Source organism: Streptomyces sp. NPDC005017 (assembly GCF_042873115.1).
Lineage (GTDB): Bacteria > Actinomycetota > Actinomycetes > Streptomycetales > Streptomycetaceae > Streptomyces.
On the sequence record NZ_JBIALD010000018.1, the window covers coordinates 141,981 to 167,722 of the forward strand.

Below are 25,742 nucleotides of genomic sequence, written 5' to 3' on the forward strand. Positions count from 1 at the left end.
CTGATACCTGCTGACGTGTCAGGGGCCGTGATTCATAACGGCGTTGCGGTACTGTTGGGGAATGGTCAGGCCGAAGACACATGACGAAGCGCTGCGCCAGCGGCTGATCCACCGAGCGGCCGCCACGGTCTTCGACCGCGGCGTGGCGGCCCTGAGCCTGCGGCAGCTGGCGGCCGACGTGAAGACGTCGACGACGGCGGTCTACTCGCTGTTCGGCAACAAGGCGGGGCTGCTCGACAGCCTCTTCCAGGAGGCCACCCGGCTGTTCGTCGCGCACCTCGGCGCGGTCCAGCCGACCGCCGACCCCGCCGACGACGTCGTGCGCCTCGGACTCGCCTACCGCGAGTACGCACTCGCGAACCCGCATCTGTACGCGATCCTCTTCTCCGACCCCGCGACGCGGTTCGGCGCCGCCTCGCGCGAGGACAGCAGCGGGGACGCCGTGGAGACGTACCAGCCGCTCGTGGACGCCGTGCGGCGCGGTCAGCAGGACGGCCGCTTCACCGGGCGCGCGGCCGCCGAGGCGGTCGCGCTGTTCTGCTGGGGCACCGCGCACGGGCTGGTCTCGCTCGAACTCGCCGGCCAGGAGGCGCCCGGACTGACCGCCGAGGCCGGATACGAACGCACACTGCGCGCGGTGGTCGAGGGCTGGCGGGTGCCCGCGGCGGTCGTCTGATTCCACGGAACTACCACCGGTTACAGGCCGAAATCCCATTGTCTGCCGCGCGATCACGCGATCCGGGCATGCCGTGCGCCGCCTGAGGCTACTCTCCGCTTCGAAGTGGCCTGTTCGATGCGTTCGACGGAGCCCGTGGCCGGACGCAGGCGCCCGAAAGGCGGACTAGATGGTTGATGGACGGTGGGGGGACGCGCTGCGCGAGGCGCGCGTCCGCGCGGGGCTGACCCAGGACGAGGTGGCGCACCGGGCCGGGGTGAGCGTCAGGACCGTGCGCCATATCGAGCGCGGCCATGTCGAACCCCGCAAGGACACCCTCACCCGGCTGTGCCGGGTCCTGGGCTACGACCCCGCCGCGGTCGCCGGCAGCGACCCCTCGGCGTCCCGGCTGCCGTACGAGATCCGCCTGCTGGGCCCGCTCGCCGTGCTGCGGGCCGGGGTGACGGTGGCCATGCCGCTCAAACAGCGCGTGCTGCTCGGCCTGCTGGCGGTCCAGCCCGACCGGATCGTCAGCCACGACGAGATAGCCGACGCCCTGTGGAGCGGCGACGCGCCCCGGGGCTACCAGCACCTCGTGTACACCTACGTCGCCCGGCTGCGGCGGATCGTCACCCCCGGCGACGGCCACTGGATCTCCACCGTGCGCGGGGGATACGTCCTCAGCAGCCGCGCGATGCCGCTGGACCTGCGCCGGTTCGAGGACGACTCCGCCCGGGCCGGCAGCATGGCCGCGGCCGACCCGGCGGGCGCCCTGGACGCCTACGGGCGGGCTTTACGGCGCTGGCAGGGACGACTCCTGGAGGACCTCCCCGCCCTCTGGCAGCACCCCGCCGTCGTCCGCGTCGCCCTGCGCCACATCGACGTGGCCATCGACTTCGCCGACCTGGCGCTCAGCCTCGGACAGCCCGCCCGGGTCATCGAACCGCTCACCATCGCCTCGCACGCCGACCCGCTGCACGAGGCGCTCCAGGCCCGCGTCATGCTCGGCCTGGCCGGCTCCGGCCGCCGCGCCGCCGCCCTGCGGCTCTACGAGGACCTCCGCGTGCGCCTGCGCGCCGAACTCGGCGTCGAACCGGGGGAGGAGCTCGCCCACGCCCGCGAGACGGTCCTGGCCGGGCAGAGATCGGCCGAGAGCGAGCAGCCGCCGGACAGACGCGCGGAGGACTCCTCGCCGCTCCGCCGCGACAGCGTCCCGTGCTGTCACGGCGACCCCGCCGCCTGCGCCCCGCCGTTCCGCATCACGGCCCCGCTTCCGGTGACGGCCCGGGAGGCCGACGCCGACGCCCCGGCCCCCGGCCCCCCCGGGGCCCGTGACGCCGGCGTCGACACGGTCTCGACCGGCAGGGCGCTGCCCGGCTCCGCCGCGGTGCGCGGACCCGGCGCCGCGCAGCTCGACGCCGTTCCGGCCCAGGGCGCGGGGAACGACGCCGAGCGGGACCGTGCCGTTCGCGCCACGGACGCCGATCCCTCCTGCGGCCCGCACGGCGATCGCTGACCGGTTTCCGGTCCCCACCCCTGGTCGGGGCGCACCCCCGCTCGCCCCGCCCCAGTCCCCGGAACGGTCTCCGGAACAGCGTCATTCATCCGGAGTTCGCTATTCCCCACTGCCGTAATCCGCATTTCCCGGGTAACCGTCTCCGCATTTGTTTCCTTCGCATTTCCCATTCCTTGGCAGAGGTGGCTGACACGGCCGCTGACATGATTGCGCCAGGCTGACACGGGCTCCACGCATCGGGCCCACACGCGATAAGACCGCAGGTCGGCGCGCGACAGTCGGCGCGAGTCGCATCGGAGTCATTCTCCGGCGAAGCTCGAGTCCGTTTTGCCGACCGTGAGTTCGGTTGCCCGAACGGTTCTGCGGCCCTATGTTCGCAGCCGCCTGCACGACCTGTTTCGAAGGCGTGCCGCGGGCCCCGCCCGTGAAATCCCCCGCACGCCCCGCGCGGTGCACCCGCGGGCGTTCTCCCGGTCGACTCCGCAGGCGCGCGACACACCGTTCGGAGAGGATCGGAAATGGTTAAGGTTACGGCCGCCGAAGCGCAGAAGTGGCTGATCGAGGAGATCGCGCAGCGCCTGGGCGTGGACCCGTCCGAGGTCCCGCCGGACCAGTACTTCGACGAGCTCGACCTCGACAGCACCGCCGCGCTGATCATCGCAGGCGAGATGGAGAAGTGGCTCGGCTTCGAGCTCGGCACCACCGCGCTGTGGTACCACCCCACCATCGAGGCGCTGTCCGCCCACATCGCCGAGGAGTCGCAGGCGCGCGCGGCCGCGGTCTGACCGGCTCCCCGGCCGACGACCACCGCCCTGGGCGCGTGGCACCCGGAGTTCATCCCCCCGCCGGGTGAGAACCGCCCAGGGCGGTGCACCAAGCTCCGGCCACCGGGGCAGAGGGAGCGCACCCCGGTCCCGCGCACGCGAGACCCCGGGCGGCCCCCGCCCGGCACACCGCCCGAGGACGCCCGCCCGTGCCGCCCCCACCGCCGGGCGGGCGCCCCCGACGGCCGCACGGCCCCGCGCGGGCCGGCCCCGCGGCCGTCCGCCACCCGGCCCCGAAGCCCCGGACCGGGACGGCCGTGCACCGCCACCGCACCGAACCCATCACCGTTCGCCCGGAACCAGAGAGACTCGCCGTGAACTCATCGCAGGAATCCGACCTCGACCGTCGGCTAGCCCGGGACCCCATCGCCATCGTCGGCCTCTCCGCGCTCTACCCGAAGTCCAGCAACCTGCGGGAGTTCTGGGCGAACGTCGTCTCGGCCGCCGACTGCATCGACGACGTGCCGGCCGGACACTGGGACGTCGACGAGCACTTCGACCCCGACCCCACGGTCCCCGACAAGACGTACTCCCGGCGCGGCGGCTTCATCCCCGACGTGCCGTTCAACCCGCTGGAGTTCGGCCTGCCGCCGAACACCCTGGAGGTCACCGACGTCCTCCAGCTCCTCAGCCTCGTCGTCACGCGCGAGCTGCTGAAGGACGCGGGCGCCGACCAGCAGTGGTACGACAAGTCACGCACCGGGGTCGTCCTCGGCATCACCGGCGCCAACCAGCTCACCCAGCCGCTCACCGCGCGGCTCCAGAGCGGCGTGCTCAAGGAGGTCGTCCGCAGCTGCGGCCTGACCGAGCGCGACGCCGAGGAGATCGTCGCCAAGTTCCGCCTGGCGTACGCCCCCTGGGAGGAGAACTCCTTCCCCGGCATGCTCGGCAACGTGGTCGCCGGCCGGATCGCCAACCGGTTCGACCTCGGCGGCATCAACATGACGATCGACGCCGCCTGCGCCAGCTCGCTCGGCGCGGTCCGCAGCGCCGCCAGCGAGCTCCTCGAACGCCGCGCCGACACCATGCTGGTGGGCGGCTGCGACGCCGAGAACACGATCTTCATGTACCTGTGCTTCAGCAAGACGCCCGCGCTCTCCAAGTCCGGGCGCATCCGCCCGTTCGACAAGGACGCCGACGGCACCCTGATCGGCGAGGGCATCGGCATGCTCGCCCTGCGCCGCCTCGCCGACGCCGAGCGCGACGGCAACAAGGTCTACGCCGTCCTGCGCGGCATCGGCACCTCCAGCGACGGCCGCTTCAAGTCCATCTACGCCCCGCGCAAGGAGGGCCAGATGGTCGCCCTGCGCCGCGCGTACGAGGACGCCGACTGCTCGCCCGAGAGCATCGAGCTGTTCGAGGCGCACGGCACCGGTACCGCCGTCGGCGACGCCACCGAGCTGAGCGCCCTGTCCGCGGTCGTCTCCGAGAGCACCGAGGACATCCGCTACGCCGCCGTCGGCAGCGTCAAGTCCCAGATCGGGCACACCAAGGCCGCCGCGGGCGCCGCCGGCATGATCAAGCTGGCCCTCGCCCTGCACCACAAGGTGCTGCCGCCCACCATCAACGTCGACGAGCCCAACCCGGCGATCGACTTCGCCACCGGCCCGTTCTACGTCAACTCCGAGGCCCGCCCCTGGATCCGCACCCCCGAGCGCCCCAAGCGCCGGGCCGCGATCTCCTCGTTCGGCTTCGGCGGCACCAACTTCCACATGGTGCTGGAGGAGCACGGCGACGGCGACGACCTGCGCGTCGCCTTCCCCGTGTCCGCCGTGCACCTGTGGCACGCCCCCGACACCGCCGCCCTCGCCGCACTCCTCGCCTCCGGTGCGCCCGCGAACGGCGGCCCCGCCCCCGAGGGCAGCGCCCGAGTCGCCTTCGTCGCCCGCACCGAGCAGGAGTTCACCGCGCTGCGCGACCTCGCCGTCAGCGAGCTGCGCGCCCGCCCGGACGCCGACGCCTGGCAGCACCCCAAGGGCGTGTACTACCGCAGCGGTGCCGCCCAGGTGGGCAAGGTCGCCGCGCTGTTCGCCGGACAGGGCAGCCAGTACGTCGACCTCGGCAGGAGCGCCGTCATGGCGCTGCCGCCGCTGCGCGCCGCGTTCGACGCCGCCAACCGGCACTTCGAGGGCTCGGTGGCGCTGTCCCGTATCGCCTTCCCGCCGCCCGCGTTCGACGACGCCGGCCGGGGCGAGCAGGAGACCGCGCTGCGCGCCACCGCCTACGCCCAGCCCGCCATCGGCGCGCTGTCCGCGGGCCAGTTCCGCTACCTCACCGAACTCGGCTTCGCCGCCGAGGGTTTCCTCGGCCACAGCTTCGGCGAACTGACCGCCCTGTGGGCGGCCGGCGCCCTCGCGGACGAGGCCTACTTCGCCCTCGCCCGCGCCCGCGGCAACGCCATGGCCCCGCCGGAGCGGGCCGGCTTCGACGCCGGCGCGATGGCCGCGGTCTCCGCGCCCGAGGAGAGGGTCGCCGAACTCGTCGCCGCCCGCCGTGACGTGGTGGTCTGCAACCGCAACGCCGCCGACCAGATCGTCGTGGGCGGGCCCACCGACGAGGTCGAGAAGGTCGTCGCCGAGGCCACCGCGGCAGGACTGCGCGCGAGCCGGCTGCCGGTGTCCGCCGCCTTCCACACGCCGTTCGTCGGACACGCCGTCGAGGCCTTCCGCGCCGACGTGGACCGCGTCGAGGTCACCCGCCCGAACGCCCCGGTGTACGCCAACACCCGGGACGCCTCCTACGGCGACGACGTGGCCGCCAACCGCAAGGTGCTCACCGAGCAGCTCATCAACCCGGTCGACTTCGCCGCCCGTGTGGAGGAGATGTACGCCGCCGGGCACCGGGTGTTCGTCGAGTTCGGCCCCAAGTCCGTGCTGACACAGCTCGTCCGCCGCATCCTCGGCGAGCGCGAGCACACCGCCGTCGCCCTGGACGCGGGCCCCGGCCGCGACGCCGACACCGCGCTCAAGCAGGGCGTCGCCCAGCTCGCCGTGCTCGGCCTGCCGCTCGCCACCGCCGACCGCTATGTGGCGGCCCCGGCCGTCGAGGCGCCGACCAAGGGCATGCAGATCCTGCTCAACGGCATCAACTACGTCTCGCCCGAGCGCCGCGCCGCCTACCGCGACGCCATCGACAACGGCTACCGCGTCACCGTCCCGACGCTGCCGGGCGCGAACAACGGCACCGCCGTCACCCCGGCGCCGCGGACCCCGGCCCCCGCGCCGCAGACCACGGCTCCCGCACGACCGGCCCCGGCCCCGAGCGCGCCGCTCCCGGCCGTCGCCCAGCAGGCCCAGCCGGTCACCGCCGCCCGACCGGTGACCTCGGCCGCCCCGGCCGCCGCCGCGCACACCGCCCCCGGCTCCCTCGCCACCGCGGTCGCGCCCGCCCGGCCCGTACCGACCCCCGCTCCCGCTCCGACCGCCTTGGAGACACCCCACGTGGACAGCGACCGCCTCGCAGGGCTCGTGGCCGACCACCTCGCCCTGCACGACGACTACCTCAACAGCCAGCTGGAGAGCGCCGAGCGCCTCACCGGCGTACTGGAGCGGGCCGCCGAACAGGGGCAGCTCGGCGAGGTGCTGCCCGGTGTGAACGCCGTCAAGGAGCACGGCCTCGACATCGGCCGCAGCCACCTGCGCGCCAACGAGATCCTGCGCGACCTGGCCGCCCTGGAGATGCGTACGGCCGGCTCCGCCCCGGCCGCCCCCGCGCGTCCCGAGGCCCCGCGCGCCCCGCAGCAGCCCGCGCTCGCCGCCCCGGTGGCGCCCGCCCCGGCCGCCCTGGCCCCCGCCCCGGTCGCTCCGGCCCCGGCCGTGACTCCGGCGCCCGTTGCCGCTCCGGCCGCCTCGGCACCCGCGGCCCGTGTCGCCGAGCCGGTCGCACCGCCCACCGCCCCGGCCGCTGCCGCCTCCGCCGGTCCCGACTCGGGTGCGGTGTCCGCCGCGCTGCTGGACGTCGTGGGTGAGAAGACCGGTTACCCGACGGACATGCTCGACCTGGACATGGATGTCGAGGCGGATCTGGGGATCGACTCGATCAAGCGGGTCGAGATCATGGGTGTGATGCAGGAGCGCTTCGGCGCGGGTGTCGCCGCCGGTCCGGAGGCGTTGGCCGAGCTGCGGACGCTGCGTCAGATCGTGGACTTCATGGCCGACGCCGAGCCGGCCGCCCAGCCCGCCGCTCCCGCCGCCCCTGCGGGCCCGGACTCGGGTGCGGTGTCCGCCGCGCTGCTGGACGTCGTGGGTGAGAAGACCGGTTACCCGACGGACATGCTCGACCTGGACATGGATGTCGAGGCGGACTTGGGGATCGACTCGATCAAGCGGGTCGAGATCATGGGTGTGATGCAGGAGCGCTTCGGCGCGGGTGTCGCCGCCGGTCCGGAGGCGTTGGCCGAGCTGCGGACGCTGCGTCAGATCGTGGACTTCATGGCCGACGGCGCCCCCGCCGAGGCGGCCTCCGCCCCTGCTCCGGCCTCCGGCCCCGACTCCGGCGCCGTCTCGTCCGCGCTGCTGGACGTCGTGGGTGAGAAGACCGGTTACCCGGCCGAGATGCTGGATCTCGACATGGATGTCGAGGCGGATCTGGGGATCGACTCGATCAAGCGGGTCGAGATCATGGGTGTGATGCAGGAGCGCTTCGGCGCCGGCGTCGCCGCCGGTCCCGAGCAGCTCGCCGAGCTGCGCACCCTGCGCCAGATCGTCGACTTCATGGCCGGCGACGCGGACACCACGGCCCCGGCCGCCCCGAGCGCCGCCCCCGCCGCCGAGCCCGCCGCCGCCAAGCCCGCGGGCGGCATCGGCCGGGCCCAGGCCGCGCTGGTCGGCCTGCCCACCCCCGACCTGCTGACCGACGCCTACGCGCCGGGTTCCGCCGCGCTGATCGTGGACGACGGCTCGGACCTGGCGCCCGCGTTCGCCGCCCGCCTCGTCGAGAGCGGACGCCCGGTGCACGTCCTGCGCCTGCCCGGAGTCGCCCAGCGCGTCGAGGGCGTCAAGGACCACGCGCTCACCGGCTGGGGCGTCACCGAGCTGGCCGAGCGCATGGAGGCGGTCCTCGCCGACCGTGTCACCCTGGTCGTCGACCTGTCCGCCGCGCACCTCGGCGACTGGTCCGAGGCCACCCGGCGCCTCGCGCACACCCTGCTCGTCGCCAAGCACGCGGTCCAGCCGCTGACCGCCGCCGCCGAGTCGGGCCGCGCCGCGTTCGTCACCGTCACCCGCCTCGACGGCTCCTTCGGTCTCACCGGCGTCGCCGAGGAACTCGCCGTCGCCGCGGGCGTGACCGGTCTGGTCAAGACCCTCGCGGTCGAGGCGCCCCGGCTGTTCTGCCGCTCCGTCGACCTGTCCGCCGGCCTCAGCCCCGAGGCCGGTGCCGCCCTCCTCGCCGACGAACTCCACGACGTGGTCGCCGACCTGACCCAGGTCGGCCACGACGGCACCCACCGCGTCGGCCTCGGCCTCGCCGAGGAGAGCCTCCACCGGGGCGCGGACGACGTCCCGGCGCTCGGCTCCGACGACCTGGTCGTGGTGACCGGCGGCGGCCGCGGCATCACCGCCGCCTGCACCGTCGAACTGGCCCGCCGCCACCAGCCCGGACTGCTCCTGATCGGCCGCACCCCGCTGGCCGACGAACCCGCCTGGGCGCAGGGCGTCGAGGACGGCGGGCTCAAGGCCGCAGCCGCCGCGCAGCTGAAGGCGACGGGCGAGAAGCCCACCCCCAAGCGCGTCGAGCAGCTCTACGGCGCCGTCGTCGGGGCCAGGGAGATCCGCCGCACGCTGGCCGACATCCAGGCCGCCGGCAGCACCGTCGAGTACCTGGCCGTCGACATCACCGACCCGGCCGCCACGGCCGCCGCGCTCGCCCCGTACAAGGAGCGTGTCACCGGTCTGGTGCACGGCGCCGGCGTCCTCGCCGACCAGCTGATCGCCAACAAGAAGGCCTCCGAGATCGAGCGGGTCTTCGCGCCGAAGCTGGCCGGACTGCGCTCGGTGGCCGCCGCCCTGGACACCGACATCCTGCGGCACGTCGTGCTGTTCTCCTCGGTGGCCGGCTTCTTCGGCAACCGGGGCCAGTCCGACTACGCGATGGCCAACGAGACCCTGAACGCCTGGGCCTCCTCCTTCAAGCAGCGTCACCCCGGTGCCCGCGTCACCTCCCTCAACTGGGGCGCCTGGGACAGCGGCATGGTCTCGCCGCAGATCAAGGCCGTCTTCAAGGAGCGCGGCATCACGCTGATCCCGGTCGACACCGGAGCGAAGCTGTTCACCGAGCAGTTCGACGCGGGGCGCGCCGCCGACGTGGTCACGGTCCTCGGCCCGACGACCCCGCTGTCCGAGCCCGAGCGGCCCGCGCAGCACGGCACGGTCACCGTCCGGCGCTCCATCGCCGGGCTGGTGGACGACCCGATCGTCGCCGACCACGTCATCGGCGGCACCCCGGTGCTGCCCGCCGTGGTCGCCCTCGGCTGGGCGATCGGCGCCGTCGAGCGCTCCACCGGCACCGAGGTCCGCGAGGTCCGGGACTTCTCGGTCCGCAAGGGCATCCTGTTCGACGACACCCTGCCCGAGCGGCCGGAGCTGGCGATGACGCCCGCCGGTGACAGCGTCGAGGTCGCCGTCCAGGCCGCAGACGCCAAGGGCGCCGTACGACCGCACTACGCGGCCGTCGTCACCCCGGGCACCACGCCCGCCCCGGCCACCGTCGCGGGTCTGCCCGCTCTCGGCTCCGGCCGCGACGGCGCGAGCCTCTACACGGACGGCACCCTCTTCCACGGTCCCGCGCTGCGCGGAGTGCGCCGGGTGCTGGCCGAGGACGAGTCCCGGCTGGTCCTGGAGTGCGAGCTGACCGAACTGCGGCCCGAGGGAGGCGCGTTCGGCGGCACCCGGTTCGCGCCCGGCACCGCCGACCTGCTGCTCCAGGCCGGCCTGGTGTGGGTGCGGCTGTTCCGCGGCACCGCCGGACTGCCCCTGTCCGTCGCCCGCGTCGCACTGCACCGGCCGCTGCCCGACGGCGCCCCGTTCCTGCTCGTCGTCGAGCCGGCCGAGGGCGGCAGCTCCAGCACCGCCGCCCTGAACGTCACGGCGTGCGCCCCCGACGGGACGGTGCTGACCCGCTTCGACGGCGTCAAGGTCGTCTCCGCCCCGCAGCTCGCGGACAAGTTCCTCAACGGCTGACCCCGCCTCGTATCCGACGCACGCGTCGGGCCGGGCCCGGACGGCACCCCCAGGCCGTCCGGGCCCGGCCACCCCCAGAAGGGACCCGAGAGCTCTCATGAGCAAGTACGCCATCGTTGGCCTCGCCTGCCTGTTCCCCGGAGCGGAGTCGCCCGCCGAGTTCTGGCGCAACCTCCGCTCCGGTGAGGACAGCCGCAAGGAGGGCGGGACGGAGGTCTTCGGCCCCGGCCCCGAGGCCCGGGACATCGATCCCCAGCACGAGATCTACTGCACGCGGGGCGGATTCGTCACCGACTTCGCCTTCGACCCCACCGGCTACCGCCTCGACGCCGACCGCCTCGCCGGGCTCGACCGCATCTTCCACTGGACGCTGCACGTGGCCCGCGAGGCACTGCGCGACAGCGGCCACGGCGACCGGCGGGACGTCCTCGCCCGCACCGGCCTCGTTCTCGGCAACTACTCCTTCCCCACACCGACTTCGGCCCAGGTCAGCGTCCCCCTCGTACAGGAGGCGGTGCTGGAGGGCCTGCGCCGGGCGGGCCACCCCCCGCTCGGCGCTCTGGCGCACGCGCGGGACCGTATCGACCGGGAGCGGCTCAACACCGAGGACCTGATGGTCAGCGGCGCCCCCGCCACCCTCGCCGCGACCGCCCTCGGACTCGGCGGCCCGCGCTACAGCCTCGACGCCGCCTGCTCCTCCGCCCTGTACGCGCTCAAACTGGCCTGCGACCACCTCGCCGCCGGACAGGCCGACCTGGTCCTGGCCGGCGGTGTCTGCGCGCCCGACCCCACGCTGATCCACCTGTCCTTCGGTGACCTCCAGGCCTACCCGCGCGACGGCTTCAGCCAGCCCTTCGACGGCCGCTCCGGCGGCATCCTCACCGGGCAGGGCGCCGGCATGTTCGCCGTGAAGCGGCTGGAGGACGCCGTACGCGACGGCGACCGCGTGCACGCCGTCGTCGACGGCATCGGCCTGTCCAACGACGGCAGCGGCCGCCATCTGCTGGTCCCGCAGGGCCACGGACAGCTCCAGTCCTACGAACTCGCCTACGCCGACGCCGGGGTCGACCCCGCGGCCGTCGACTACCTGGAGTGCCACGCCACCGGCACCCCGATCGGCGACGCCACCGAGGCGCAGTCCGTCGCCGACTTCTTCGGCGAGGCCGGCCGCGTCCCGCTGCTGGGCTCCGTCAAGGGCAACATCGGCCACCTGCTCACCGTCGCCGGACTGAGCAGCATGCTGAAGGTCGTCCTCGCCATGGGCCAGGGACACATCCCGCCCACCATCGGCGTCGGACAGCCCATCAGCTCCAAGGACGGCCGTGTCGGCCCCGACGCCCTGGTGCGCGAGGGCCGCGACTGGCCCGAGACGGCCGGCCCGCGTCGCGCGGGCGTCTCCGCGTTCGGCTTCGGCGGCACCAACGCCCACGTGGTGCTCTCCCAGCCCGACGGCACCGCCCCCGTCGCCGAGCCGCGGACCCCCGTGCCCGCGCTCGACATCGTCGGACTCGGCGCCCACTTCGGCTCCTTCGACTCCCTCGACGCCTACGAGCGGGCCGTGCACGCCGGTGCCGACACGGTGGGTCCGCTGCCCGAGCGACGCTGGCGCGGCCTGGACCAGACCCGCGGCGGCTCCCTCGACCACGGCGCCGGAGTCTCGCCCGAGGCCCTGCCGCAGGGCGCGTTCGTCGACGGCCTGGGCATCGACCCGATGGACCTCAAGATCCCCCCGGCCGACCTGCGCACCTACAACCTCCAGCACGCCCTCGCCATCAAGGTCGCCGACGAGGCCCTGAAGGACGCCGGATACAGCCGCGCCGTCCCCAAGGGGCAGAGCGCGCCCGACCCGCGACGGATCGCGGTCGTCGTCGCCATGGAGACCGAGCCCTTCACCCACCTGCGCATCACCCGCTACGGCCTGGGCACGTTCATCCGCCAGGAGTTCGCGCGCGCGGGCATCGAGGTCGACGAGGCGGAGCTGGCCCGGCTGACCGCCGTAGGCCGTGACGCGGTGGTCGACCCGATCGTCGCCAACGAGGTGCTCAGCTACATCGGCAACGTGATGGCCAGCCGCATCTCCTCGCTGTGGAACCTCACCGGCCCGTCCTTCACCGTCTCCTCCGACGGCTCCGGCACCGCGGAGGCCCTCCAGGTCGCCCGACTGCTGCTGCTCGACCCCGGCATCGAGGCCGTACTGGTCGGCGCCGTCGACCTCGCGGGCTCCGCCGAGAACCTGCTGCTGCGGCCCGACGTGGTCGCCGAGGCCGGGCTCACCTTCCAGGAGGGCGCCGAGGGCCGCCGGATCGGCGAGGGCGCCGGCGCGGTCGTCGTCACCCGCCCCGACAGCGGCGACCGGCCCGTCTACGCCCGCCTGGAGTCCCTGGCGATCCGGCACGCCGACCCGGTCGACGGCGCGGTCCCCGAGGCCGACGCCGCCACCTACGCGGCCGCCGCGAGCGAGGCCTACACCGCCGCCGGGATCACCGCCTCCGACGTCGGCTACGTCGAGGCGCACGCGGGCGGCACCGACGCCCAGGACCGCGCCGAGATCGAAGGCCTCGCCCAGGTGCACCCGGCGGGCGGCCACCAGGTCGCCCTGGGCAGCGCCAAGGCCCAGATCGGCGACGCCGGCTGCGCGGCCGGCATGGCCGGACTGATCCGTACCGTCCTCGGGCTGCACCACGGCTACGTCCCCGGCACCCGCGGCTGGACCCGCCCGACCGCCGGACTCACCGCCGGCTTCGAGGCGTCGGGCCTGTACGTGCCGGACGCCTCCCGCCCCTGGCTGCGCGCGCGGCGCGACTCACGCCGGTACGCGGCCGTCGGCTTCATCGGCGCCGCGGGCGCCCACGGCCACCTGGTGCTCTCCGCCCGGACCTCACGCGGCGCCCTCGTCCCGCGCGACTGGCGGCGGGCCGGCGGCCCCGTCGTGCTGCCGCTGTCCGCCGACTCCTTCGACGGACTGCTCGCCACGGTCGCCCGGCACCGCGCCCTGCTCGACGACGGCGCCGACCCCTACGCCCTGGCCCGCGACGCCGCCCGGCAGCTGCCCGGCCGTACCCTGCGCGCCGTCCTGGTCGGCCGCGACCGCGACGAACTGGCCGCCCAGCTGGACCTGGCCGCCCGCGGACTGCCCGCCGCGCACGCCGAGGGCGGCGAATGGGCCACCCCCGCCGGAAGCTGCTTCACCGCGGACCCGATCGGCGCCGAGGGCAAGGTCGCCCTGGTCTACCCGGGCGCCTTCAACTCCTACCCCGGCCTCGGCCAGGAGCTGTTCCGCGCCTTCCCCGGCCTCCTCGACACGTTCGAGGACATGGCCGACGAGCCCGAACTGCACCTGCGCGCCGCGGCGCTCTACCCCCGCTCGCAGGCCGCCCTCGGACGGCGCGAACTGATGGCCCTCGAGGGCTCGCTCGGCGACGACATCCCCTTCATGCTCGCCACCGGCACCAGCTTCTCCATCCTCTACACCGACCTCGTCCGCGAGGTCCTCGGCGTCAGGGCGCACGGCGGCTTCGGCTACAGCCTCGGCGAGTCCAGCATGCTCTTCGCCACGAGGGGCTGGCTCCCCGAGAGCCGCGACGACGCCCTGATCAGCGGCACGCCCGTGTTCAAGCACCGCCTGGTCGGCGCCAAGGACACCGTGCGCGAGGCCTGGGGCATCGGCGCCGACGTCCCCGACGAGCGGGTGTGGTCCAGCCACGTCCTGCTCACCGACGCGGAGACGGTCCGCACCGCCCTCAAGGGCTACGACCGGGTCTTCCTCACCCACATCAACACGCCGAAGGAACTGGTCGTCGCCGGCGACCCGGCCCAGTGCCGCGCGCTGATCGAGGAACTCGGCTGCCCGGCCGCGCGCTCGCCCGTCGGCGCGGTCATGCACTGCTCCGTCGTGAACGCCGACTTCGACGCCCTCGCCGGGCTGAACAGCTACCCGACCGGCTCGTTCGGCGACCTGGAGCTGTTCAGCGCGTACGACTACGCGCCGCTGCCCGCCGTGGACCGCGCGGAGACCGCCCGCCGGATCGCGACGACCCTGTGCGCGCCGATCGACTTCCCGCGTCTGGTGCGCACCGCCTACGACCGGGGCTTCCGCTACTTCCTGGAGGCCGGACCCAGCGCGACCTGCGCCCGCTGGGTCCGCGAGACCCTCGGCGACGCCCCGCACATGGCCGCGCCCCTGGACCGCCGCGGGGTGCCCGCCACCCGCTCGATCGCCCAGCTCGCGGCCCGGCTCACCGCACACGGCCTGGACCTGGACTGGGACGCGCTGCTCGCCGCGACCGCCGCCGACGCCCCGGCCCGGCCGACCCGCTTCCGGGTGGGCGGCGCCGACCCGGCCCCGGCCCGGATCGCGCGGGAACTGGCGCGCGGCGCGCGGACCGCGGACGCCACGGCGACGGGGGAGGCGCCGGCCGCCGGTCCGGTGCCGGTGCCGACGGCAGCGGGCTCCGACGCCCCGGTGAGCGGCCCGCCGGCCGGACAGACAGCGGGCTCCGGCGCGTCGACGTCGGCCTCGACCAGCCCCGCGCCGGATGCCGTCGGCGCCTCGCCAACCGTCAGCTCACCGGTCCCCGGTCACGTTCCCGGCCGTACGGCCGTCCCCTCGGGCCCGGCCCTGGCCGGCTCCGGTGAAGGGGGCCGGGCCGGCTCGCCGCAGGCGCCCCGCAGACACCACGCCGCCGCGCACGCGGCCCCGACCGCCCCCGCCCCGTCCGCACCGCCGGAGGACTCCGCACTCATGCACGCCGACCCGACCCTCGCCGACGCCGAGGTCATCGCCTTCGACGGCACACCCGTCTCGACCGTGCCCTGGTCGCAGCCGCCGCGCCGGGGTGTCTCCGAGGCCCCCCGCGCCGCCGCCGCGCCGGCCGGCCCGGAGCCGGCCGCCCCCGCGCCCGCGGGCCCGGCCGCCCAGCAGTCCGGCGCGGCGTCCGAGACGCCCGCCGCCGACCTGGTGCGCGAGATCCGCCGTCAGATGCTGGACACCCACTCGGTGGTGATGGAGACCCAGCACATCCTCCAGTCCGCCACCCTCGGCCGGGTCGAGTCCCTGCTCGACGGCACCACCCCCGCCTCGCCGATGCCGCGCGCGCTCCCGGCTCCCGCCGAGCCCGCCGCACTGGCCCCCGCCCCGGCCGTCGAGCGCCCCGCCCTCCCGGCCGCGCCCCCGGCCCCCGTGGCGCCCGCCCCGGCGATCCCCGCCGCCCCGGCCGCGTCCGCCCCCGCCGCCCCCGTGCCCCCGGAGCCCGCCCCCGCCGCCGACCGTGAGGTCAAGGAGGGCGTCATCTGGGACGAGGCGGACCTGCTGGAGTTCGCCGTCGGCTCCGTCGCCAAGGTGTTCGGCCCCGAGTTCGGCGTGATCGACGGCTACGGCAAGCGCGTACGACTGCCCGCGCCGCCCTACCACTTCGTCACCCGGGTCACCGACATCGAGGGCACCACGGGCGAGTTCAAGCCTGCCAAGATCGTCACCGAGTACGACGTGCCCGAGGACGCCTGGTACGCCGTCGACGGCTATGTGCCCCCGGCCGTCACCGTCGAGGCCGGCCAGTGCGACCTGCTGCTCGTCAGCTACCTCGGCATCGACTTCCGCAACAAGGGCGAGCGGGTCTACCGCCTGCTCGACAGCACCCTGGTCTTCCGCGGCTTCCTGCCCCGCGTCGGCCAGACCCTGCGCTACGAGATCTCCATCGACCGCTTCGTCCACCAGGGCGAGACGACGATCTTCTTCTTCAGCTACCAGTGCTACGCCGACGGCGAGCTGATCCTCGAACTGCGCGACGCCTGCGCCGGGTTCTTCACCCAGGCCGAACTCGACACCCCGCTCGGCGTGGTGATGACCGAGAAGGAGAAGAAGGCCCGCGCGGCCCTGCCCAAGGGCTACTTCAAGCCCCTCGCCTACACGGACAAGAACCACCTCGACGCAGAGGACCTGGAGCTGCTCGCCCAGGGCCGCCCCGGTGACGTGTTCGGCCCGGACCACGCCCAGGACCCCGGGATCAACCCGGCCCTCAGGCTGCCCGACGCCAAGATGCGCATGATCGACGAGGTCGACATCGACCGCAAGGGCGGCCTGCGCGGCCTCGGCAAGATCACCGCGACGAAGAACCTCCAGCCCGACGGCTGGTACTTCCTCTGCCACTTCCCCGACGACCACGTCCTCGCGGGCTCCCTGGTCGCCGAGGGCGCGGTGCAGCTGCTCCAGATCTACCTGATGCACCAGGGCATGCACCTCACGCTCCCCGACGCCCGCTTCACCTGCGTCACCGATACCCCGATCGAGGTCCAGGTCCGCGGCCAGATCACGCAGAAGGACGCGAAGATCCGCTACGAGGTCGAGGTCATGGAGCTGACGCTCCTGCCGCGCGCCACGGTCATCGCCGACGTCCTGATCTACCTGGACGACAAGCCGGTCGTGCGCATGAAGAACCTCGGTCTCCAGGTCCGGGAGAAGGAGGGCACGCCGTACCGCCCGGAGACCGGCGGCGTCCCGCGGTTCCTCGGCCGCCGCAACCGCGACGGCGAGGCCGCGATGATCAACGAGATGCACCTCGCGCACGCCGCGAAGGGCCTGCTCGACATCGCGATGGGCCCCGAGTTCGAGGTCTACCGCACGTCCAGGGCCCCCTACATCCCCAACGGCGACTTCCAGTTCGTCGACCGCGTGATGTCCCTGGAAGGCACCCGCGGCGACCTGTCGCCCGGATCGGTGATGGTGACCGAGTACGACTCGCCGGCCGACGCCTGGTACTACGAGCAGAACTCCTTCCCGCACATGCCGAACTGCGTGTACATGGAGTCCTCGCTCCAGGCCGCGATCTTCCTCGGCTACTACCTCGGCGCCACCCTGAAGAACACCGACGAGCAGTACCGCATCCGCAACCTCGACGGCCGCGCCACCCTGGTCAAGGACATCGACCTGCGCGGCAAGACCATCCGGCACACCTCGAAGCTCCTGATGACCAGCGCCGTCCACGGCGCCGTCCTGCAGAACTTCTCCTACGAACTCTCCGCCGACGGCGAGGTGTTCTACACCGGCGAGTCCCTCTTCGGCTACTTCAGCGACGCGGCCCTCGTCAACCAGGTCGGCCTCGACAACGGCAAGTACGTCGCCCCCTGGATGGAGACGGAGAAGCCGGCCGCCGACCGGGTGCGGCGCATCGAACTGCCGGAGGGCGCCCCGGCGTTCACCGACCCCACAGGCGGCTCGCTGCACCTGCCCGGCGAGAAGTTCGCCCTCGTCGACCACGTCGACCTGATCACCGACGGCGGAAAGCACGGCCGCGGCTACGTCCACGGCTACCGCGCGGTCCGCCCCGACGAGTGGTACTTCGACTGCCACTTCCACCGCGACCCGGTGATGCCCGGCTCCCTCGGCGTCGAGGCGGTCCTCCAGGCGATGCGCCTGTTCGTGCTGGAGCAGAACCTCGCCGAGGGCATCGAGAACCCGCGCTTCGCCATGGCGACCGACGTGGAGACCTCCTGGAAGTACCGCGGCCAGATCCTGCGCCACGACAAGGAGCTGTTCTTCGACGTGCACGTCAAGGACATCCGCAAGGAGGACGGCCGCCTGGTGCTCGTCGCCGACGCCGACCTCTGGAAGCCGGGCCTGCGCATCTACGAACTCACCGACCTGGCCATCGAGGTCCGTACCGCGTGATGCCTGACGCCTGACGGCCCACCCGCCCCGCCGCTCAGCCAAGGAGCTTCGTTTTCCCATGGATATTCGCGACACCCCTCTCCGCTGGTACGGAGAGCGGTACCCGAGCACGGACCCGGCCGGGATCTACCACGCCCTGGCCGACCTCGACGAGCCGTGCTTCGTCACCGTCACGCCCGGCGGCATCGGCGCCGTCTCCGGCGGCTTCGCCGCGGCCGAGGGCGACGGCCTGCCGCTGCTGGCCGCCGCCGAGCCGCTGCCCGCGCACCGCCTCGGCTCCGCCGCCTTCCGCGCCGCCCACGGCGTCGAACAGGCCTACATGGCGGGCGCCATGGCCGGCGGCATCGCCTCCGCCGACATGGTGATCGCCCTCGCCCGGGAGGGCTTCCTCGCCTCCTTCGGCGCGGCCGGCCTGCTGCCCGAGCACATCGAGCGCGCCATCGCCCGCTTCGCCGCCGAGATCCCCGGACTGCCGTACGCGGTCAACCTGATCCACTCGCCCAGCGAGGACCGCCTCGAGCGCGAGGCCGTCGAGCTGTTCCTGCGGCACGGGGTGCGCTGCGTGGAGGCCTCCGCCTTCATGGACCTCACCCCGCACGTGGTGCGCTACCGGGTCGCCGGGCTGCGCCCCGGCCCCGACGGCCGCCCCGTCGCCGAGAACCGGATCATCGCCAAGGTCTCCCGCTCCGAGGTCGCCGAGCGCTTCATGCGCCCCGCCCCGGCCGCCGTGGTCGGCGCCCTGCTGGAGCAGGGACTGATCACCGCCGAGCAGGCCGCGCTCGCCCACCACGTGCCGCTCGCCGACGACATCACCGTGGAGGCCGACTCCGGCGGCCACACCGACCGCCGGCCGCTGCCCGCCCTGCTGCCCACCATCCTGCGGCTGCGCGACACCGTGCAGCGCGAGTTCCGCTACGCCGTCCCCGTCCGGGTCGGCGCGGGCGGGGGCCTCGGCACCCCGGTCGCCGTCGCCGCCGCGTTCTCCATGGGCGCCGCGTACGTGGTCACCGGCTCGGTCAACCAGTCCTGCATCGAGTCCGGGGCGTCCGCCAGGTCCAAGGAGATGCTGGCCGTCGCCGGCATCGCCGACTGCGAGATGGCACCCGCCGCGGACATGTTCGAGATGGGCGTGGAACTCCAGGTGCTCAAGAAGGGCACGCTGTTCGCGATGCGCGCCAAGCGCCTGTACGAGCTCTACCAGACGTACGACGGCCTGGAGGCCATCCCCGAGGCCGACCGCGCCAAGCTGGAGCAGCAGATCTTCCGGCGCTCGCTGGAGGACGTCTGGCAGGAGTGCGTCACCTACTTCACCCGCCGCGACCCCGAGCAGCTCCAGCGCGCCGCGGGCAGCCCCAAGCGGCGGATGGCGCTGGTGTTCCGCTGGTACCTCGGCATGTCCTCGCGCTGGGCCGTGACCGGTGACGAGAGCCGGATCATGGACTTCCAGGTCTGGTGCGGCCCGGCCATGGGCAGCTTCAACGACTGGGTGACCGGCAGCTATCTGAAGACCCCCGGCAACCGCCGGGTCGCCGAGGTCGCCCACCACCTGATGCGCGGCGCGGCCTTCCACACCCGCCTCGCCCAGCTGCGCACCGCGGGCGTGCACATCCCCGCCTCCGCCGCCGACTACCGCCCTGTCCCGCTGGAGAGCCCGGCGCACGGATCCTCGGTGGGGCTGCGGTGAGCGCCCTGACCCCCGAGGAGCTCGAGGAGCGGCTCGGCGACCCGGCCGACGACGCCAACCCGCACGGCTTCGCCGCCGCCGTCGCCCGCGACGAGCGGGACGCCTTCCCCGAGGAGCTCTGCGCGGAACTGGTGGCCTGCGGGTTCCACCTCAACTACCTGCCCGCGGCCTGGGGCGGCACCTTCGAGTCCTTCGACCGCAGCCTCACCCTGGTGCGCGCGGCCGCCCGCCGGGACGTCAACATCATGCCCGGCACGATGTTCAGCATCATCGCCGCGACCTGCCTCCAGCTGCACGGCAGCCCGGCGCAGCAGCACCGGGCCGCCGCGATCCTGCGCGGCGGCGGCGCCGTCGCCTTCGCGCTCACCGAGGCCGCGCACGGCAGCGACCTGCTCACCAACGAGGTCCGCCTCAGCCCCGAGGGCCGGCTGTCCGGCGAGAAGTGGATGGTCGGCCTCGGGCTGCGCGCACAGGCGGTCTACGTCGTGGCCCGTACCGGCGAGCGCGGCCCCGCCGCGTTCTCCGCGGTGCTGCTGGAGGCCGCGGACGTGCCCGAGGGCACGCTGGAGCGGACGCCCGCGCCCCTGACCGGCGGTATGCGCGGCATCGACCTGGCCACCCTCCGCTTCCACGACACGCCCGTTCCCGCGAGCGCGCTGGTCGGCAGGCAGGGCGAGGGCCTGGAGGCGGCCGTCAAGGCCCAGCAGGCGGTCCGCCTGATGAGCATGGCCGGCAGCCTCGGCATCGCCGACACCGCCGTACGGCTGAGTCTCGGCTTCGCCGTCGGGCGCACCGTCGGCCGGACCGTGCTCGCCGAGTCGCCCTACCCCCGGCGGGAGCTGGCGGTCGCGTCGGCGGCGCTGCTGGCGGCCGACGCGGTGGCGCTCGGCGCCGCGCGCGGGGTGCACGTGGTGCCCGAGTCGTTCAGCGTGTGGGCGCTGGCCGCCAAGCACGTGGTCGCCGAGGCATGCGACGAGCTGATCCGGCACTGCGGCACCGTCCTCGCCACCCGGTCGGTGCTGCGCGAGGGCGAGCGCGGGGCAGGGCTGTTCCAGAAGCTCCAGCGCGACTCGGCCGTCGTCCGCGTCATCGACGCCAGCACGCTGTCCAACCTGCGGTCGTACGCGGGTCAGCTGCCGACCCTGACCGGCGGCGACGGCGGCGAGCCCGACCCGGCGGTGCTGGACACCGTGTTCCGGCTGGACGCGCCGCTGCCGCCGTACGAGCCGGCCCGGCTCGACATGTTCGCCCGGGGCTTCGACCCGCTCCTGGCCGGACTGCCCAAGGCCGCGGCGGAGCTGGCCGGGAGCGAGATCGCCGACCTGGCGGCCGCGCTGACCGAGGCCGTCACCGGCCTCGGCGACCTGGTGCGCGACGCCCAGCGGCGCGGCGCGGACCCCAACGCGCTCGTCGACGCCGCCGAGCGGTACGCCTGGCTGCACGCGGCCGCGGCCTGTGTCCACCTGTGGCACGCCAACCGCGACAGTTCCCTCTACGGCACAGAGCCCGGCTCCACCGGCTGGCTGGGCGCCGTCCTCGGCTACCTCCTCGCCCGCGCCGACGGCACCGACCCGCGCCGCCACGGCGCCCGGCTGGCCCCCGCCCTCGACGCGGTCCTCGCGCTGCGGGAGGTCGACCGCATGTTCACCGCGGCGCCCGTACGCCTGGCCGCCTCCACCCGCTAGGGGGCTTCTGACGAATCCCCGCGGCGTCGCGACGCCCGGCACGCACTCTCGCCGCACCGGCCGAAAGCCCAGGTACGCCCAGTACGAGGGCTTCCGGCCGGCACGCCGACAGCACGCACCGGACGCCGCTCCTTCTTCCACGGAGATACATCAGAAGCCCCCTCACCCGAACAGGAGCACTCATGTCCAAGGCCGATCTGGTCGCCCTGGTCGCCGACCTGGAGCGGTACCTCGGCGACCCCTACGAGGCGGGCACCAGGATGTCGTTCGCCCGAGTCCTGGAGAGCGACGAGCGCGAGGAGTACCCCCACTCCTTCGTCAACCAGCTGCGCCGCTTCGGCGTCCACGTGTACTCGCTGCCCGCCGAGCAGGGCGGCAAGGCGGGCAACGTGGAGACCGGGTTCAACCTGATGCGGATGGTGGCCCGCCGCGACCCCACGACCGCCACCGCCATGGTCATCACCAACCTCAGCTTCATGCCCGTGTGGACCGCCGGCACCGACGAGCAGAAGCGGCTGCTCATCGAGGACTTCAAGCACGGTGGCGGACTGTCCTGGGGCCTGTCCGAGCGCGACCACGGCAGCGACCTGCTCGCCAACGAGACGACCGCCGAGAAGGTCGACGGCGGCTATCTGCTCACCGGCGAGAAGTGGCTCATCGGCAACGCCACCGTGGCCGGGAAGATGGCCGTCTTCGCCCGCACCGGCAAGCGGCCGGGACCCGCCGCCTACTCGATCTTCATCCTGGACAAGCACACCGCCGCCCCGGAGACGCTCGAGGAACTCCCGGTCGAGACCCTGCACGGCCTGCGCGCCCTCGACCTCAGCGGCATCCGCCTCAAGGGCGCCTTCGTGCCCGACGAGTGGCGGATCGGCCGCGAGGGCGAGGGGCTGGAGATCGCCCTGAAGTCCAGCCAGGCCATGCGCGCGGTCATCTCCAGCCTCGCCCTCGGCGCCGTCGACACCACCCTGCGGGTCAACCTCGACTTCACCGAGAACCGCGTCCTGTTCGGCGACCCGGTCAGCGACGTGCCCTACACCCGCCGCCAGCTGACCGAGGCGTTCGCCGACCTGATGGTCGCCGACGCCGTCAGCCTCGGCGCCTCCCGCGGCCTCCAGGCCGCCCCGGAGCAGGTCAGCGTCGTGTCGTCGGTGGCCAAGTACCTGCTGCCGACGATGCTGGAGAAGTCCATGTCCGAGCTGAACACCGTGCTCGGCGCACGGATGTTCCTGCGCGGCCAGGGCCACTACTCCATGCACCAGAAGATGCTGCGCGACCTGCTGGTCACCAACTTCGCCGACGGCAACACCGTGGTGAACCTGCGCAACCTCGGCCAGCAGCTCGACGGCCTGCTCACCAAGGCGGCCACCGCCGACGCCGGGCTGCGCGGCGCCGCCGCCGAACGCGTCGCCGTGCTGTTCGGCATGGACGCCGAACTCCCGGTCTACCAGCCCTGGAAGCAGGAGCTGTTCAGCCGGGGCCTCGACGACGCGGTGCTCGCCGCCCCCGACGGCCTGGAGAGGCTGCGCTCCCTCGCCGAGGACGCCAAGGACGACGCCGAGCGCGACCGGCTGCGCCGGGCCGCCGCCGTGGCCGAGGTGCTCCTGGAGCGGATCGCCCCGCTCGCCGAGCGCGCCACCCGGCTCAAGGCCGACCTCGGCCGCGGCTACTCCCAGTCGCCCGAACTGTTCGCGCTGGCCAAGGAGTACTGCCTGGTCCACGCCGCGGCCGCCTGTGTGCACACCTACGTCCACTCGCACGACGTACTGGAGGACCCGCTGCCCAGCGGCGCGGTCCTGCTGCTCCAGCTGGAGCGGCTGCGCCGGCAGCTGTGGCCCGCCGAACTGGTCACCGACCAGGACGACATCGACGAGGTCATGCGCGTACTGCGGCACCTCTACCGCGAGAACCGCATGTTCTCGCACTGGCAGTTCCCGCTCGGCGAGCGCGCGTTCTGACCGGCGCCCCACCGATCACCCCTGTTCGACACCGACCCGTGAAGGACCAGATCATGACCCCTCCCACCACCCCTCGTATCGCCGTCGTCGGTGCCGGTGTCTCGGGCGTCTCCGCGGCCTACCACCTGCGTGACCACGCGTCGATCACGCTGTTCGACCGTGAGGACCGCATCGGCGGCCACGCCAACACCGTCGAGGTCGAGGAGAACGGCCGGATCCTCGGCATCGACACCGCGTTCGTCGTGTTCAACCGGCCCGCCTACACCAACCTGTGCGAGTTCTTCGACGAGCTCGGCGTCGAGCAGGTCGAGCACAAGGGCGCGTTCAATTTCTTCGACCTGGACTCCGGCATGGAGTACGGCACCGGCGAGCTGGGCCTGTCCGAGGAGGAGGTGGTGGCCCGCTACCCGGAGGAGTTCCAGACCATCTGGCGCGAGGCCCGCCGCTTCCACACCGAGGGTCGCCGCGACTTCGTGCGCAAGAAGGCGGACATCCCGCTGGGCGAGTACCTCGACAAGAACGGCTACAGCCAGGCGTTCCGCACGTCCTACGTCATCCTGCTGTGCTCCGCGGTCTGGTCGATCCCGGCCGAGCTGATCTGGCAGATGCCCGCCAGCACCGCCATCGCGTTCTTCATGGGCCACGACGAGGGCGGCCTCGGCGGACAGCACGTCGACTGGCGTACCGTCGGCGGCGGTTCGGTCAACTACGTCCGCAAGGCGCTGGCCGCCATCGGTCCCGAGATCCGCACCGGCGAGCCCGTCACCCGCATCCACCAGGGCGACGACTCGGTGACGGTCACCACCGCCCGCGGCAGCGAGCAGTTCGACTACGTCGTCATCGGCGCCCACGCGGACGAGGCCCTCGCCATGCTGGAGAACCCCACCGAGCGGCAGCGCGAGGTGCTCTCCAAGGTCCGCTACAACGGCTCGCGGGTCGTCCTGCACACCGACCCCTCGGTGATGCCGGGCAACCGCGAGCGCTGGGAGGCGTGGAACTACGGCAAGGTCGCCGTCGACGGCCAGGACCGTACCTACGTCGCCTACTACATGAACAAGCTCCACGGATTCACCGCGGAGAAGGACTACTTCGTCACCCTCGACTACCCGCTCGAGGTGGCCGCGGACACCGTCATCGCCGAATTCCCCTACACCCACCCGATCATCGACAACCCGGTGCGCGAGATGCAGAAGGACATCTACGACGTGAACAACGGGACCCGGGTCAAGCTGGCCGGCGCGTACTTCCACGCGAAGCGCCACGGAGTCGACCAGATCGGTTCCCACGAAGCCGGTTACTCCTCCGGAATGGACGTCGCCCAGCGCCTCGTCTCGGAACTCTGAGCATTTCCCCGGCAAAAGCGTCGCGCCCCCGCTCCGGCGGGGGCGCGACGCGCGTTTCGGGAAACCTGGCGGCTCGCCTCACAAAGCGGTGAGTGCCTTTCCGTTGAACAGTTCCTGGAGATAGCCGGCCACCGACAGCACGGGTGGCAGCTCCACGGGTTCGGCCGCGCGCGCGTGCGCCCCGCCGTCCCGGGCCGGGGCGGCCAGGACGGCGGAGCGGGCGCCGATCTGCTCCAGCCGGGCGGTGAGCAGCGGCGTACGGTCCGCGCCGCCGGGCAGATGACGGCGGGCCCGCCGGTAGACGGCGATGGCCTCGGCCTCCCGCCCGCAGCGGCACAGGGCGAGCATCAGCTGGTCGTGGAACGGCTCGTGCAGCGGGTGCGCCGCGCTGACCTCCTCCAGTTCGGTCACGATCTCGCGATGCCGGCCGGCTCGCAGGGCGCAGTCGAAGAGCAGTTCCAGGGCCTCCTCCCGCTCCTCCTCCAGGCGGGCCGCGAGCCGCGCCGCCAGCGGGCCGTGCACGGCCCCTTCCAGCGCCGCGCCGCGCCACAGCCCGAGGGCGTCCCGCAGCGGCCCGCAGGCCGCCTCGGGGTCCCGCACGGCGGTGCCGCGGGCGTGCTCGAGAGCGCTGCGGAAGAGTCCGAAGTCGGTTTCGTCGGACCGGGCATGGAGCAGATAGCCGGAGTCCCGCGCGACCAGCCGCGGTGTGCCGGCGCGGTCCGGCTCCGCCGCGCCCAGTGCCCGGCGCAGCAGGGAGGCGTGGGCGTTCAGCGAGTTCGCCGTCTTGACGGGGGATCTGGCCCCCCAGAGTTCACGGACGAGTTCATGTCTCGGTATCGGCTCGCCCGGCCGGGTGAGCAGGGCGCCGAGAAGCCGTCGCTGTTTGGGGGCGCTCAGCGGGGTGCGGAGCCGACGGATACCGTCGTACAGCTCGGGCGGGCCCAGAATCCGGAACTGCATCGTCATTGCCTTCCCGGTGAACGAGGGGGCGTTGGCGCATCGCGCCGGCCATTTCGTCTCGAGAAGACCATGCGGGGGGCCGGTGCCGCATGAGTGCGATTACTTAATCCCGTGCCGCGTTCCGGGTGCCGGAATTTCCTGAACGGCCTTGTTCGAGAGGCTGGTTGAGTACCTCTCACTCAGCTTGGCGTTTATCCTCGGCGGGCTTGGTGTTCCTTGATCGACTCGGCGCGTTTGACGGTTTTACCGACGTCGTGACGTTTGGCCCGGTGCTTG

10 protein-coding genes are annotated in these 25,742 nt (G+C 73.4%); 9 read left to right on the forward strand and 1 reads right to left on the reverse strand.

Annotation, left to right across the window (positions count from 1 at the left end; genetic code table 11):
* The first annotated feature begins 61 nt into the window (after window positions 1-61).
* The 9 genes from ACFYR0_RS25850 (at window position 62) to ACFYR0_RS25890 (ending at window position 24,506) form a co-directional block, all read left to right on the forward strand.
* On the forward strand, window positions 62-676 hold the full coding sequence (locus ACFYR0_RS25850) for a TetR/AcrR family transcriptional regulator (protein ID WP_389332595.1): 615 nt from the start codon (window positions 62-64) through the stop codon (window positions 674-676).
* 169 nt (window positions 677-845) lie between these two features.
* Window positions 846-2,171, forward strand: coding sequence for a BTAD domain-containing putative transcriptional regulator (locus ACFYR0_RS25855; protein ID WP_389332598.1), 1,326 nt, complete (start codon window positions 846-848; stop codon window positions 2,169-2,171).
* Window positions 2,172-2,689: 518 nt separating this feature from the next.
* Window positions 2,690-2,956, forward strand: a complete 267-nt coding sequence (locus tag ACFYR0_RS25860) for an acyl carrier protein (protein WP_386382340.1) — start codon at window positions 2,690-2,692, stop codon at window positions 2,954-2,956.
* Between the two features lie 353 nt (window positions 2,957-3,309).
* Window positions 3,310-10,173, forward strand: coding sequence for an SDR family NAD(P)-dependent oxidoreductase (locus ACFYR0_RS25865; protein WP_389332602.1), 6,864 nt, complete (start codon window positions 3,310-3,312; stop codon window positions 10,171-10,173).
* A gap of 97 nt (window positions 10,174-10,270) precedes the next feature.
* Window positions 10,271-17,836: a beta-ketoacyl synthase N-terminal-like domain-containing protein gene (locus tag ACFYR0_RS25870; RefSeq protein WP_389332605.1), complete on the forward strand. Its 7,566-nt coding sequence runs from the start codon at window positions 10,271-10,273 to the stop codon at window positions 17,834-17,836.
* A gap of 58 nt (window positions 17,837-17,894) precedes the next feature.
* Window positions 17,895-19,520 (forward strand): PfaD family polyunsaturated fatty acid/polyketide biosynthesis protein, encoded by a 1,626-nt coding sequence (locus tag ACFYR0_RS25875; protein WP_389332608.1) that lies wholly within the window; start codon window positions 17,895-17,897, stop codon window positions 19,518-19,520.
* Window positions 19,517-21,205: an acyl-CoA dehydrogenase family protein gene (locus ACFYR0_RS25880; protein ID WP_389332611.1), complete on the forward strand. Its 1,689-nt coding sequence runs from the start codon at window positions 19,517-19,519 to the stop codon at window positions 21,203-21,205. Before ACFYR0_RS25875 ends, ACFYR0_RS25880 begins: the two co-directional genes overlap by 4 nt.
* A 182-nt stretch (window positions 21,206-21,387) precedes the next feature.
* The gene (locus tag ACFYR0_RS25885) at window positions 21,388-23,163 is read left to right on the forward strand and encodes an acyl-CoA dehydrogenase family protein (RefSeq protein WP_389332614.1); all 1,776 of its coding nucleotides are present in this window, start codon (window positions 21,388-21,390) and stop codon (window positions 23,161-23,163) included.
* Between the two features lie 53 nt (window positions 23,164-23,216).
* On the forward strand, window positions 23,217-24,506 hold the full coding sequence (locus ACFYR0_RS25890) for an NAD(P)/FAD-dependent oxidoreductase (protein ID WP_389332617.1): 1,290 nt from the start codon (window positions 23,217-23,219) through the stop codon (window positions 24,504-24,506).
* A gap of 78 nt (window positions 24,507-24,584) precedes the next feature.
* Here ACFYR0_RS25890 and ACFYR0_RS25895 read toward each other — a convergent pair whose 3' ends face one another.
* Entirely contained in the window at window positions 24,585-25,472 is an 888-nt protein-coding gene (locus ACFYR0_RS25895; protein ID WP_389332620.1) for a BTAD domain-containing putative transcriptional regulator, read from the reverse strand.
* Window positions 25,473-25,742 lie beyond the last annotated feature (270 nt).